9 protein-coding genes and 1 riboswitch are annotated in these 13,285 nt (G+C 72.5%); of the genes, 7 read left to right on the forward strand and 2 right to left on the reverse strand.

Going from position 1 to position 13,285, the window contains the following annotated elements:
• Positions 1–134: 134 nt before the first annotated feature.
• Positions 135–1,988 (forward strand): dihydroxy-acid dehydratase, encoded by a 1,854-nt coding sequence (gene ilvD, locus ABD352_RS18175; protein ID WP_344613583.1) that lies wholly within the window; start codon positions 135–137, stop codon positions 1,986–1,988.
• Between the two features lie 44 nt (positions 1,989–2,032).
• Positions 2,033–2,117, forward strand: a riboswitch (ZMP/ZTP riboswitch).
• A gap of 23 nt (positions 2,118–2,140) precedes the next feature.
• On the forward strand, positions 2,141–3,403 hold the full coding sequence (locus ABD352_RS18180) for a serine hydroxymethyltransferase (protein WP_344613584.1): 1,263 nt from the start codon (positions 2,141–2,143) through the stop codon (positions 3,401–3,403).
• 61 nt (positions 3,404–3,464) lie between these two features.
• On the opposite strand, the gene ABD352_RS18185 is transcribed toward ABD352_RS18180, so the two are convergent.
• Entirely contained in the window at positions 3,465–4,118 is a 654-nt protein-coding gene (locus ABD352_RS18185; protein ID WP_344613585.1) for a hypothetical protein, read from the reverse strand.
• On the opposite strand from ABD352_RS18185, the gene ABD352_RS18190 reads away from it, so the two are divergent.
• The 3 genes from ABD352_RS18190 (at position 4,054) to ABD352_RS18200 (ending at position 8,621) form a co-directional block, all read left to right on the forward strand.
• Positions 4,054–4,818: a hypothetical protein gene (locus ABD352_RS18190; protein ID WP_344613586.1), complete on the forward strand. Its 765-nt coding sequence runs from the start codon at positions 4,054–4,056 to the stop codon at positions 4,816–4,818. The two genes, ABD352_RS18185 and ABD352_RS18190, sit on opposite strands and share 65 nt — an antisense overlap.
• 1,538 nt (positions 4,819–6,356) lie before the next feature.
• A complete protein-coding gene (locus tag ABD352_RS18195) occupies positions 6,357–7,913 on the forward strand; it encodes a hypothetical protein (RefSeq protein WP_344613587.1) in 1,557 nt (518 codons plus the stop codon).
• A 273-nt stretch (positions 7,914–8,186) separates the two neighbouring features.
• Entirely contained in the window at positions 8,187–8,621 is a 435-nt protein-coding gene (locus ABD352_RS18200; RefSeq protein WP_344613588.1) for a PH domain-containing protein, read from the forward strand.
• Between the two features lie 63 nt (positions 8,622–8,684).
• Here ABD352_RS18200 and ABD352_RS18205 read toward each other — a convergent pair whose 3' ends face one another.
• A complete protein-coding gene (locus tag ABD352_RS18205; protein WP_425553562.1) occupies positions 8,685–9,605 on the reverse strand; it encodes a 2-hydroxyacid dehydrogenase in 921 nt (306 codons plus the stop codon).
• Positions 9,606–9,994: 389 nt separating this feature from the next.
• Between ABD352_RS18205 and ABD352_RS18210 the strand changes: the two genes are divergently transcribed.
• Together ABD352_RS18210 and ABD352_RS18215 are read left to right on the forward strand one after the other, a co-directional pair.
• Positions 9,995–11,176 carry a PQQ-dependent sugar dehydrogenase gene (locus ABD352_RS18210; RefSeq protein WP_425553563.1) on the forward strand — a complete coding sequence of 394 codons (1,182 nt, stop codon included), beginning with the start codon at positions 9,995–9,997 and terminating at the stop codon, positions 11,174–11,176.
• 62 nt (positions 11,177–11,238) lie between these two features.
• Positions 11,239–12,861: a metallophosphoesterase family protein gene (locus ABD352_RS18215; protein ID WP_344613590.1), complete on the forward strand. Its 1,623-nt coding sequence runs from the start codon at positions 11,239–11,241 to the stop codon at positions 12,859–12,861.
• Positions 12,862–13,285 lie beyond the last annotated feature (424 nt).

The raw sequence follows: 13,285 nt of genomic DNA on the forward strand, positions 1-13,285 counted from the left end.
GCGCGCTGACGGCAGGCGTCGGCGCGCTAGATGATAAGTACTCGGAGCGACCTCGACGACATGAGCCCACTCTGACGCATCTCACCGCCTGAGTCAACCGATCTCAGAATGCGGAACGTGTCAGACTCGCAGGTATGCCCGAGCTGCGGTCCAAGACCTCCACTTCTGGTCGCAACATGGCCGGCGCACGCGCCCTCTGGCGCGCCACCGGCATGACCGACTCCGACTTCGGCAAGCCGATTGTCGCCATCGCCAACAGTTTCACGCAGTTCGTGCCGGGCCACGTCCACCTCCGCAACCTCGGCATGATCGTCGCCGACGCGGTTGCCGAGGCGGGTGGGGTCGCCAAGGAGTTCAACACCATCGCCGTCGACGACGGCATCGCCATGGGCCACGGCGGGATGCTCTACTCGCTGCCCAGTCGCGAGCTCATCGCCGACGCCGTCGAGTACATGGTGCAGGCCCACTGCGCCGATGCGCTCGTGTGCATCTCCAACTGCGACAAAATCACCCCCGGCATGCTGCTCGCCGCCCTCCGCCTCAACATCCCCACCGTCTTCGTCTCCGGCGGCCCCATGGAGGCCGGCAAGACGATCTCCATCGAGGGCGTCGTCCACGAGAAGGACGCCAAGCTCGACCTCATCGACGCGATGATCGCCTCCGCCAACGAGTCCGTCACGGACGAGCAGCTCGGCCAGATCGAGCGCTCCGCCTGCCCGACGTGCGGCTCGTGCTCCGGCATGTTCACCGCCAACTCCATGAACTGCCTGACCGAGGCGATCGGCCTGGCCCTGCCGGGCAACGGCTCGACCCTCGCGACCCACGCCCTGCGCCGGGGCCTGTTCGAGCGCGCCGGATCCTTGATCGTCGATCTTTGCCGGCGGTACTACTCGGACGACGACGCCTCGGTGCTTCCCCGGGCGATCGCCTCCCGCGAGGCGTTCGAGAACGCCGTGGCGCTGGACGTCGCGATGGGCGGCTCGACGAACACCGTCCTGCACCTGCTGGCCGCCGCCCGCGAGGCCGAGCTCGACTTCTCCGTGGCCGACATCGACGCGATCTCCCGTCGCGTGCCGTGTCTGGCCAAGGTTGCGCCGAACACGCAGAAGTACCACATGGAGGACGTCCACCGGGCCGGTGGGATTCCGGCGATCATGGGCGAGCTGTCGCGGGCCGGGCTGCTGAACGAGTCCGTCTCGTCGGTGCACGCCGCGACCTTCCGCGAGTGGCTGGACACCTGGGACATCCGGGGGGCCTCGCCGTCGGCGGAGGCCATCGAGCTGTTCCACGCCGCGCCCGGCGGGGTTCGCACCACCGAACCGTTCTCGACGACGAACCGGTGGAACTCGCTCGACGTCGACGGTGCGGACGGGTGCATCCGCAGCGTCGAGCACGCGTACAGCGCCGACGGCGGGCTCGCGATCCTCTTCGGCAACCTCGCGCCCGACGGCTGCGTGGTGAAGACCGCCGGCGTGCCGGAGGAGAACCTGCGCTTCAGCGGCACCGCCCGGGTCTTCGAGTCCCAGGAGGCGGCCGTCGACGGCATCCTGGCCAAGCAGGTCGTCCCCGGCGACGTCGTGGTGATCCGCTACGAGGGTCCGAAGGGCGGCCCGGGCATGCAGGAGATGCTCTACCCGACGTCGTTCCTCAAGGGCCGCGGCCTCGGTCGCGCCTGCGCCCTCATCACCGATGGCCGTTTCTCCGGGGGTACGTCGGGCCTCTCCATCGGCCACATCAGCCCGGAGGCGGCCGGCGGCGGGCTCATCGCGCTCGTCGAGGACGGCGACCGGATCGACATCGACATCCCGGCCCGCTCCATCGAGCTGCGCGTCGGCGAGGAGGAGCTGGCCGCCCGGCGCATCGCCCAGGACAAGCGCGACCGGCCGTACACCCCGCTGGACCGCGAGCGCCCGGTCTCGGCCGCTTTGCGCGCTTACGCCTCGATGGCCACCGCGGCCAGCGACGGAGCGTACCGGCGCGTTCCGTAACCGGCTGCCTCCCCGGGGGCCGGGTCCACTACGATCGGCCGAGTCATCTGCGACTGGCGCACATCAAGGTGGAACCGACCACCGGGGAGCTCCCAAGAATCGCCGGCACCGCGCGCCTGGGTGCCCGATCGGCATCTGCCAGGAGGAAGCGCATGCACGTCCCCGCACTGACCGCCCTCACCGAGGCCGACCCGGAGCTCGCGGGCCTCATCCAGGCCGAGGCGGAGCGCCAGCACGACACGCTCCGCATGATCGCCTCGGAGAACTACGTCTCCCAGGCCGTCCTGGAGGCGACCGGCACCGTCCTCACCAACAAGTACTCCGAGGGCTACGCCGGCAAGCGGTACTACGAGGGCCAGAAGTACATCGACCCGATCGAGGAGCTGGCGATCGCCCGCGCCAAGTCGGTCTTCGGCGTCGAGCACGCCAATGTCCAGCCGTACTCGGGCTCGCCGGCCAACCTGGCCGTGTACATGGCCCTCGCGAAGCCCGGCGACACCATCATGGGCATGGCGCTGCCGATGGGTGGCCACCTGACCCACGGCTGGTCGGTCTCGGCCACCGGCGCCTGGTTCCGCGCCGTGCAGTACACGGTCCGCCGCGAGGACGGCCGCATCGACTTCGACGAGGTGCGCGACATCGCCCTCCGCGAGCGCCCGAAGCTCATCTTCTCCGGCGGCACGGCGATCCCCCGCACGATCGACTTCCCGCGCTTCGCCGAGATCGCCCGCGAGGTCGGCGCCGTGCTGGTCGCCGACATCGCCCACATCGCCGGCCTGATCGCCGGCGGCGCCCACCCGTCCCCGGTCGGCCACGCCGAGGTCATCTCCACCACCACGCACAAGACCCTGCGCGGCCCCCGCGGCGCCATGCTCATGTGCGACGAGCAGCACGCGAAGGCCATCGACAAGGCCGTGTTCCCCGGCCTGCAGGGCGGCCCGCACAACCACACCACCGCGGGCATCGCGGTGGCGCTGGGCGAGGCGTCGAAGCCGGAGTTCTCCGCGTACGCCCACCAGATCGTCGCCAACGCCAAGGCCCTCGCCGCGGCCCTCCTGGAGCGCGGCTTCGACCTGGTCTCGGGCGGCACCGACAACCACCTCATCCTGCTGGACCTGACCAGCAAGGGCATCGGCGGCAAGCCGGTCGCGAAGGCCCTGGACCGGGCGGGCATCGAGACGAACTACAACACGGTGCCGTACGACACCCGCAAGCCCTTCGACCCGTCGGGCGTCCGCCTGGGCACCCCGGCCCTGACCACCCGCGGCCTGACCGAGGCCCAGATGCCCCAGGTCGCCGACTGGATCTCCCGCGCCGTGGACGCCGCCCTGAAGGACGACGAGGCGAGCCTGGACACGGTCGCCGGCGAGGTGCGCGAGCTGCTGTCGGCGTACCCGATGGCCGGCTGGCACTAGCCTCCGCCACAACGTCGAAGGAGCGCCTCCCGCATTGGGGGGCGCTCCTTCTGCTTATTTTTTACTTGCGGCGGAAACGGCGGGTCCGCTCCTTGGGCTCCTCGTCGAGGTTCAGCTCGAGCGGTGCGAGATCGTCGAACGGCCCTGGCTCCCGCTTACGCTGCTCGGGAATCCGATCCGCCGCCTCGACTTCGGCGGCGTCCCGACCCTGCTCGGCCTCGCGTCCGAGATCCCTTCCGGCGCCCCGCTCCCACCGCGGCTCCGAGCCGGCGGTCTCTGCGGCACCTTCCCGGCCGGCCTGCCGCCCAGAGGCGCGATCCCACCGGCTGGTCGCCTCAGTGGCCCAGTCGTCGCGGGCCGGCTCTTCCGCCTTCGCCTCGCTCTTGCCCCGGCCCCACCGGCTGGTCGCGTCAGTCGCCCAGTCGTCGCCGGCCGGCGCCTCCGGCTTCGCCTCGCTCTTATCCCGCCCCCACCGGCTGGTCGCCTCAGCGGCCGAGTCGTCGCGGACCGGCTCCTCCGGCTTCGCCTCGCTCTTGCCCCGCCCCCACCGGCTGGTCGCCTCAGCGGCCGAGTCCGGCTCCTCCGCCTTCCCCTTGCCGGCGCTCTTGCCCCGGCCCCACCGGGATCGCTTGGGCTTCTCGACCGGCTCGTTGCCGGACGGCTTCCCCGCGTCCTTCCCAGCGTCCCACCAAGCCTCTTCGGCAGCCGGCGGCACCGGCGACGCGCCCTGCTCCCCAGCCCCCCGGCCTTCGCTGCGCCCGACCGGCCCCCGCGCCGTCTCCCCAGCCCCAGCCCCAGCCGACGACGCCCAGCCTTCCGTCCCCGCCGAAGCCCAGCTCTCCGACGAGCCAGCCGCCGCCGAGGAACCCTCCCAGGACCGCCCAGACGCCCCGCCCGAAGACAACTCCCCCGACTCCCCCGACGAAAACGTCGAGGACCCTGACCACGAACCCGACGACGCCCCGAAAGACGACCGCGACTCCGACCCCCACGCGGATGACGACGACGAATCTGACGACTCCGCGGAAGACGACGACGAATCCGACCGCCACGCGGAGGAAGACGACGAATCCGAGGACCCCGACCACGAATCCAACGGCGGCGCGGAAGACGGCGACGAATCCGACGATGACGTCGAGAACCCCGACCACGAACCCGACGACGCCGCGGAGGACGACGACGAATCCTGCGACGACGTCGAGTACCCCGACCACGAATCTGACGCCGACCCGGAGGACGACCACGAATCTGACGGCGGCGCCGAAGACGACCACGAATCTGACGGCGGCGCCGAAGACGACCACGAATCTGACGGCGGCGCCGAAGACGACCGCGAGTCCGACGGCGGCGCCGAAGACGACCACGAGTCCGACGGCGACCCGGAAGAGGACGACCAGGAGTCCAGCGGCGACTGAGACGACGGCGACCAAGCCGGCGGCGGCGCGGACGCCGACGCCCCCGCCGCGGAAGCCGCACCCGGCGACGGCGAATCCTCAGAACCTGACGAGGGCGGCGGCGGCCAAGCGGAAGGCGGCGCCGAGGGAGAGGACGCCGCGGACGGTACCGCCCCGGACGCCGAATCCGGCACCCGATCCCCGGAAACCCTGGGCCAGGCCCCGGTCACCCCGCCGTTGTCCCCCGTCCCTGACTGAGCCCGCTCCCGCCGCCTGACCGACCGCGCTTCGGGGTCGGAGTCCCAGGACCGCCGCAACTCGAGCGGCTTGGCCACCAGCTCGGGCGCCTCCCCGTCGAACAGGCTCCCACCCCAAGAGGGCCGCTCCCCAGCCCCGCGTTCTGCGCTCCCACGCGCCCCCGCGCCGCGTTCCCCACGCTCCCGCGCCCCAAGTTCTCCAACCCCGCGCTGCTCAGCCCCGGGTTCCCCGGCCACGCGCTCCCGCGCCCCGAATTCCCCAACCCCGCGCTGCTCAGTCCCGGGTTCCCTTGCCCCGCGCTCCCGCGCCCCGAGTTCCCCGACCGCCTCGGACGCGAACGAGCTGCTCCGCCACGACTCCGCCTCGACCGCCGGCCGCGAGCCCCCAAGGTCGTCCTCGGAGGCAAACAAACTCCGCCGCGGCTCCGCCTCCCACACCGCACGGGACTCCCCCGCCGCAGGCTCGGGCGCGAACGAACTCCGCCACGACTCCGACACCGGCTCCGGACGGGACTCCTCCGCAACGGGCTCGGACGCGAACGAGCCGCCACGCCGCGACTCAGGCTCCCGCGCGGGCGCCTCGCCGGCCGGGGCAACCGGCTCGGGCGGCGGCGTCGGGGTCCACGCGGACGCCGAGCTCCACGGCTCCGCAGCGCGCTCGGCCCGGTCGGACATGGGCTCCCACGTCTCGGTACCCCGCCCGGACGCGTCCGCCGGCTCCTCCGGCTCCATCCAGGCCCGCCGCCGCTCCCGGGCGGCCTCCTCAGCGGGATCGGGCCGGCTGGACCAAGCGACCGGCTCGTACGTCACCGGCAAGTCGTCACCGGCGGCGCCACTCCAGCGGAACCCGTCCTCCCCCTGCGAGGAGCGTTCGACGCCGACCGAAGTGCTCCACGACCAGCCCCCGGCCTCCGACCGGTCGTCGCCGGACTCACCGCGGCGCCCCTGCTCCCGATCCGGCTCGGCGGCCGAGAAGGAACCGGACGACGAGGGAGCCGAAGACGATGAGGGCGACGAGGACGATGAGGGCGCCGAGGAAGGGGCGGATGAAGAAGGGTCAGGCGTCTCGGGCGGCGTCGAGATCCCCTCGGCCGCCCACGCCGCGATTTGGCTCGCCGAGTCGGTGTCCCAGTTGCCGACCAGCTCGCGGGTGGACCGAGCCTCCCAGGTGTTCCCGGTGTCCGCGCGATCGTCGGACGGGACCGCCGCCCCGCCCGGGCGCTCCCGGGACGGCCCGACGCCGTCCCGCCCGAGGTCACCGGGCCCGGAACCGGCCTCCGCACGCGTACCGGCCGCCGGGAGGTGCCCTCCACCGGCGGAAATGCCAAGGTCACGATCAAAGCGACCGGCGTCCGCATCCGCGCGCGAACCCGACGACGAGAAACGGTCCTCACCAGCCGAAGCGCCGAATTCCCGGTCAAAACCGCCGCCAAGCGCATCCGCGCGCGAAGTCGAGGACGAGAAACGGTCCTCACCAACCGAAGCGCCAAAATCCCCGTCGAAACGGCTGCCGAGCGCATCCGCGCGCGAAGCCGACGACGAAAAACGGTCCTCACCAACCGAAGCACCAAAATCCCCGTCGAAACGGCTGCCGAGCGCATCCGCGCGCGAAGCCAGGGACGCGAAGCGGTCCTCGTCCGGGGTGGCGGCCAGGTCCTCGTGGTCCAGGGCGGCGATCGAGTCAGCGTCAGGCTCGGAGTCGTCCGCGCGGGCGCCCTTCGCCAGCCGCCGGCCCAGGCGGGCCCGCATCGCGCCGTTGCCGGGGCGCCAGCCGGTCGGCGCGACCGCGGCCTCGCCGGCCGCCGAGCCGATCGTGGCCGGCAGCATCGGCGCCTCCTCGCCCGCGGCGGCGGCGAACGCGGCGTCCGTGGGCAGGGCCGTGCGCCCCGTGGACTGCGCGGGCGCCTCCCGAGGGAAGGTGCGCGGCAACGACAACGGATCGGGCAGCTTGTTGCCCGCCGCCAGCATGAGGAGGCGCTCCATGACGTGGAGGTCGACGCGGTACGGCTCGGCCGCCAGCCAGCGTCCCGCGGCCTCGGTCATCTCGTGGGCGTGGACCAGGTGGAGGTGCTCGCCAGGCGCGACCGAGATGACGAGATCCTCGCTCATGTCGCCGCGCGAGGGGGCGACGACCAGGTACCCGCGCACCGCGCCGCCGACCGCGGCCAGTTGCTCGCGCCAGGTGTGGACCTCGGCGGCGAGGCCGTCCACGTCCTCGGAGCCGGGGACGAAGAGGCGGCCACCGCGCAGCACCTGGCCGGCGGCGTCCATCGTGAACTCGCCGTGGGGCCAGACGGTGGGCAGGAACAGGGCCACGCGGCGGCCGGCGGCGACCAGGTGGGTGCAGCCGCCCTCGCCCAGCGCGAAGAAGCGGGCGCTCGGAATGGCCTCCAGCTCCTTGAGGCGCGGGAGGTGGTCGTCCGGCTCGCCCCACCAACGGCGCCCGCTCACCGCGTCGTCGACGGACATGCGCGCCACACGACGAGCGTCGAGCAGCAGCGCCGAAAGGAAAGACCCTGCCAGCGGTACCACGAAAGCCAGATTGATCCCGATGAAGCCCAGCACGTCGAGGAAGTCGAGCCAGCTGTCCGGCAGGCGCCCGCGCGTGGCCGCGCCCCACGCGACCGCCCCGGCGACGACGGTGAGGATCGCGAAGAGTGGGAAACCGCGCAGCGTGAGTACCACCACACCGGCAAGGGCGACGATCGCCGTCGCGCCCCAGATGATGCTGAGCTCCTTGATGCCCCAACCGGCCACGACCAGGGCGGCGAGCGCCGCGACGGCGAGCAGCGAGCCGGCGATGACGCCTGTCGGGCGTACCGCGACCCGGCGGCTGCTTTTGACGCCGGAGGCCCATGAGGGGGGCGCGTCGCGGCGGATAGTGGTGGTCAAGTCCTAGCCCCCCGCCCGACCGGCAGTCCGCGAAACTCGACAATTCGCCGCAGATCGCCCGGCATGATTCCCTACACCGGGAGCGATCTCGTCAGACACGGCACCGAGCGTAACCCCGGGCGCCGGTGCTAGCGAGAGGCGGCCGGGCCTTCTCGGACACCAGTTCTCATCCCCCACGGCGCTCAGTATGCCCGCCCCACCGCGCGGAGGCAGTTCCTCGAAAGGTGGGAGGATGTCGGGGTGAGCAACCAGGTCAAGGTCAAGTTCCGGCGCAGTGCAGCGCTCGCCGTCGCGGCCGGCATCACCGTGATCGGAGCCGTTCCGCTGCTCGCCGAGAGCGTCTGGTTCCTGGCGGTACTCCTCGTGCCGCTCGCCATCGCCGTGTGGGCCTGGCGGGCCGGCACCGACGTCGACGAGCGCGGCTTCACCGTCCGCGCACTGCTGGGCCGCCGCACCGTGCCGTGGAACGCGGTCGACGGCCTCGTGGCCGACGGTCGCACCGTCCAGGCCCGGCTGGCCAACGGCCGCCTGGTGCTGCTCGACGCCGTCCGCCCCGCCGACCTTCCCCGCCTGGTCAAGGCCAGCGGCCAGGACCTGCAGACCGGCCGCCCGGAGGCGCAGGACGCCGGCCTCGAGCCGGAGGGCGAGGAGCGCGAGGCCTCGGCCCCGGCCTAGCCACGAGCCGAAGGACGGACAGCACAACGCCTGAATCCGAGGCGATCGACGCGGTGCGACCGGTCAGTAGCCGTCGGCAACCACGTTCTCCAGCGGTTCGCCGGCCAGGAAGCGGCGCAGCTGCGCGGCGGCCAACGTGTAGGCCCGGCCGAGCAGGCCCGGCACCGACCCCGCGACGTGTGGAGTGATCAGCACGTTGGGCATCCGCCACAGCGGGTGATCGGACGGTAGCGGCTCGGGGTCGGTGACGTCGGTGGCGAAGCCGATGCGCCCGGTCCGCGCCTCGGCGGTGACGGCGTCCGTGTCGACCACCGGCCCCCGCGCGGCGTTCACCAGGAGGGTCCCGTCGCCCAGGCGGGCCAGGAAGTCGCGCGAGACGAGGCCGCGGGTCTGCCCGGTCAGCGGTACCAGCAGCACCACCACGTCCGCGTGCGGCAGCAGCTCGGGCAGCTCCTCGACCCCGTGCACGCCCGGGCGCGCCCGCCGGGCCACCTTGGTCACCGCCACCTCGAACGGCGCCAGCCGCGCCTCGACCGCGCGCCCGATCGAGCCGGCCCCGACGATGAGCACGCGCTTGCCCGCCAGTTCGTCCGTTCGCCGGTACGCCCACTCGCCCCGCTCCTGCGCCCGCGCGAACAGCGGCAGGTCCCGCACGTGGGCGAGGACGGCGCCGACGACCCACTCGGCGGTCGAGGAGTCGTGCACGCCGCGCGCGTCGCACAAGGTCACGTCCGCGGGCAGCCGGCCGGCCCACGCGTCCGCGCCCGCACTGAGCAGCTGCACCACGCGCAGCCGCGGCATCCGCACGGCGAGCGCGGTCACCTCGGGCCGGGCCAGGAACGGCGGCACCCAGAACGCCACGTCGCCCGGGTCCGAGGGCAGCTCCTCCAGCGACGGCATGACCTCGACGACCAGCCCTGTCCCGTCCGCCTCCGCGCGCAGCCGCTCGACCCCGATTTCGTGCGCGATCCAGATCTTCGCCATGCGTCGATGATGCCCGGAGGCCGCCGCCGAGCCAGTCGGCCGGGTCCAGGTCGGGAACCGCGCCCAGGCGGCGACCCTCGCCAGGGCGTCGATGACGCTCGGAGGCCGCCGCCGAGCCAGTCGGCCGGGTCCAGGTCGGGAACCGCGCCCAGGCGGCGACCCTCGCCAGGGCGTCGATGACGCTCGGAAGCCACCGCCGAGCCAGTCGGCCGGGTCCAGGTCGGGAACCGCGCCCGGTCGGCGAGCCTCGTCAACAAGGACCAGCGACCCCGCGGCGCGCGGGCGCCGGGAGGCATGCGACGGCATCGGAGAGGGGAAACGTGGGATGGGTCGGTGAGCAGGCGTGGGAGGCCGGGGGTACCGGGGCAGGCAACGCTACGCTTGGCCCGGTGAGCGCCCGGACGCACCGTTTCGCAGGCCGGCATGTCGGCCGGAGCCTGGCCGCCCTCTGCGCGGCTGTCGCGGTCCTGAATCTCGGGGCCTGTTCGTTCGGGCCGCCGCCGCCGGACGAGCTGGGGTCGCCGCCGAGGATGTCGCCGTACCCTTCGCCGTCCAGCTCGGGCGTGGACGAGGGGGCCGAGGTCTCCGTCACGGTGCTGGCCAAGGGGCTGGCGGTGCCGTGGGGGATCGCCTTCCTGCCGGACGGGTCGGCGCTGGTCACCGAGCGGGACAGCACGCGGCTGCTCAAGGTCGGCAAGGAGACCACGTCCGACGGGATGCTCGTGGCGGAGCTGCAGAAGATCGACGTGGCCAAGCCCGGAGGCGAGGGCGGGCTGCTCGGGGTGGCGGTTTCGCCGACGTACGATGTGGACAAAACAGTCTTCGTGTACTACACGACCGCCGAGGACAATCGGGTCGCCAAGCTCACGCTCGGGCAGCCGCCCACGCCGATCCTGACCGGGATCCCCAAGGGCGACGTGCACGACGGCGGGCAGATCCGGTTCGGGCCGGACGGGTTCCTGTACGTCGCGACCGGGGATGCCAACAAGCCCGAGACGGCGCAGAACCTCAGCAGCCTCGGCGGGAAGATCCTGCGGATCACGGCCGACGGGAAGCCGGCGCCCGGTAACCCGTTCGGAACCGCCGTGTACAGCTACGGACATCGCAACGTGCAAGGGTTGGCCTGGGACGCGAACAAGCACCTCTACGCGATGGAGTACGGCGCCAGCGACTCCGACGAGCTCAACGTGATCGAGCCCGGCAAGAACTACGGCTGGCCGGCGGTCGAGGGCAAGGGCAGCGACCCGAAGTACACCAACCCGATCCAGACCTGGAAGACCTCCGAGGCGTCGTGCGCCGGCCTGGCGTACCTCAGCGGCTACCTGGTCACCGCGTGCCTCAAGGGGGCTCGGCTCTACGTGATGCAGGTGACGGCCAACGGCACCCCGCTCGGGGCGCCCACGCCGCTGCTCAAGGACGAGTTCGGGCGCCTGCGCGCGGCCGCGGTCGGGCCGGACGGCAGCCTGTGGATCTCCACGTCGAACAAGGACGGGCGGGGTGACCCCAAGCCCGACGACGACAAGCTGCTGCGCCTCGTCATCTCCGACGTCGGCGAGGCCGGCAAGAGTTGATCTCGCCGTTTCGCCGCCGCGCCGCGCTGGCCTCCCAACGGGCCCGGCGCCGATCGATCGTCATGGCCGCCGGTCGGCGCCACCACCCCACGGGCGCGCGGGCACGCAGGCTCCACCCGCGGCTGTGGGCCCTGCTGCGTGGCGTGCTGGTCGCCCTCGTCGCGATCGTCGGCATGCTCATCGGCGTCCAGCTGGGCGGCACGACGACGCAGGACATCGGGCCGTTCCGGGCCCAGCTGTCGCTCGCGCCGTCCTGGCACGGCGACACGTCGGTCGAGATCCCGCCGCTGGGCTCGCTGGAGCTCAACTCCCACGACGGTCCGGTGCACCTGCGGATCCGGCTGGAGTCGCTTGACGAGGCGCGCACCCGCGCGTTCGCCGCCAAGTCGGGCAACCTCGAGCAGATCAGCCACGACGCGGTCGACCAGCTCGACCTCGGCGTGCGGCGGCTGGCGATGCAGACGGCCGGCTGCGGCATCCTCGGCGGGATGATCCTGGTCCTGCTGGTGTTCCGGGCGCGCCGGGAGACCGCGATCGCCGGGCTCGTGGTCGTCGGGGTGCTGGCCTCGACCGGGGCGACGACGCTGCTGACCTTCAGGCCGGCGGCGATCCAGGAGCCGACGTACCGCGGCCTGCTCGTCAACGCCCCGGCGATCATCGGCGACGCGCAGCGGATCGCCGACCACTACGAGGAGTACCGCGCCCAGCTGCAGAAGCTGGTGCTCAACGTCAGCAAGCTCTACGGCACCATCTCGTCGCTGCCGGTGTACGAGCCGAACACGAGCGCCACGAAGGTCCTGCACATCTCCGACATGCACCTCAACCCGGCCGCGTGGGGCGTCGTGCGCTCGGTCGCGGACCAGTTCGACATCGACATCATCGTCGACACCGGCGACATCAACGACTGGGGCTCCGAGCCCGAGGCGTCCTATGTCAACGTCATCTCGGACCTCAAGGTGCCGTACATCTACATCCGCGGCAACCACGACTCCGCCGTCACCGCGGCCGCGGTCGGCCGCCAGCCCAACGCGATCGTCCTCGACGACAACATCGTGACGGTCAAGGGCCTCACGTTCGCCGGCATCGGCGACCCGCGCTTCACCCCGGACAAGTCGACCGACCCGACCAACGACGAGCAGCGCAAGGAGGTCGTCCAGTCGGGCGACGTGCTGGCCGCGAAGATCCGCTCCAGCAGCAAGCCGGTCGACGTCGGGCTGGTCCACGACCCGGTCGCCGCGCAGGAGCTGGCCGGCCTGTGCCCGCTCGTGCTGGCCGGGCACAAGCACCAGCGCTCCGTGTCGCGCTTGGACGCCAACCAGCCGGCCGCCGCGCCCGTGCCGCGGCCGGACACGTCGCCGTCGGCCTCGCCGTCCGCGTCGCCCGAGCCGTCGGCCTCGCCTGCCCCCAAGCCCACGGAGCGCACGCTGCTCATGGTCGAGGGCTCGACGGGCGGTGCCGGCCTGCGGGGCCTGGAGAGCTCGAAGCCGTTGCCGCTGGCGCTGTCCATCTTGTACTTCGACCAGCAGCGCCACCTCTCGGCCTACGACGACATCGAGGTGGGCGGCACGGGGCTCACGGAGGTGTCGCTCCAGCGGCACATCGTCCCCGCCGACACGAAGTCGCAGCCGACCCCGGATGCGTCGCTCTCCCCCTCGTCGGCCTCGCCGTCCCCGTCGGGCTCATAGCGACCCCGCCCGGCGGCGGCGGTGCGGGCGACCGGGCACGCAGGCCCAGCTCGTCGGCCTCGCCGTCCCCGTCGGGCCCATAGCGACCCGGCCCGTCGGCGGCGGTGCGGGCGGCCCGGCACGCAGGCCCAGCCGACCCTGGGAGATCGCTCCGCCCGTCCGATCGGCTCATAGCGATCGGCCCGTCGACCGGCGATTCGGCCCGTCGGCAGCGTTGCGGCGATTTGCGCGAAATGTCGGGTGCTGACGCGCCTCGACATTTCGGACTTTTCACCTGACGGGGCATAGGGCGCCTGTCGGGGTATAAGTCCGATAAGTCGTGGCGCGCCAGCGCCCGACTTATCGCGTCAAGGCCGCAAGTTTCGCGCGGCGGCCGGGGCCGGTGTTCTTGGCACCGCGGAGCTGGCAGGGCCGGGGCCGCCCT

Source organism: Dactylosporangium salmoneum (assembly GCF_039532525.1).
Classification (GTDB): Bacteria; Actinomycetota; Actinomycetes; order Mycobacteriales; family Micromonosporaceae; genus Dactylosporangium; species Dactylosporangium salmoneum.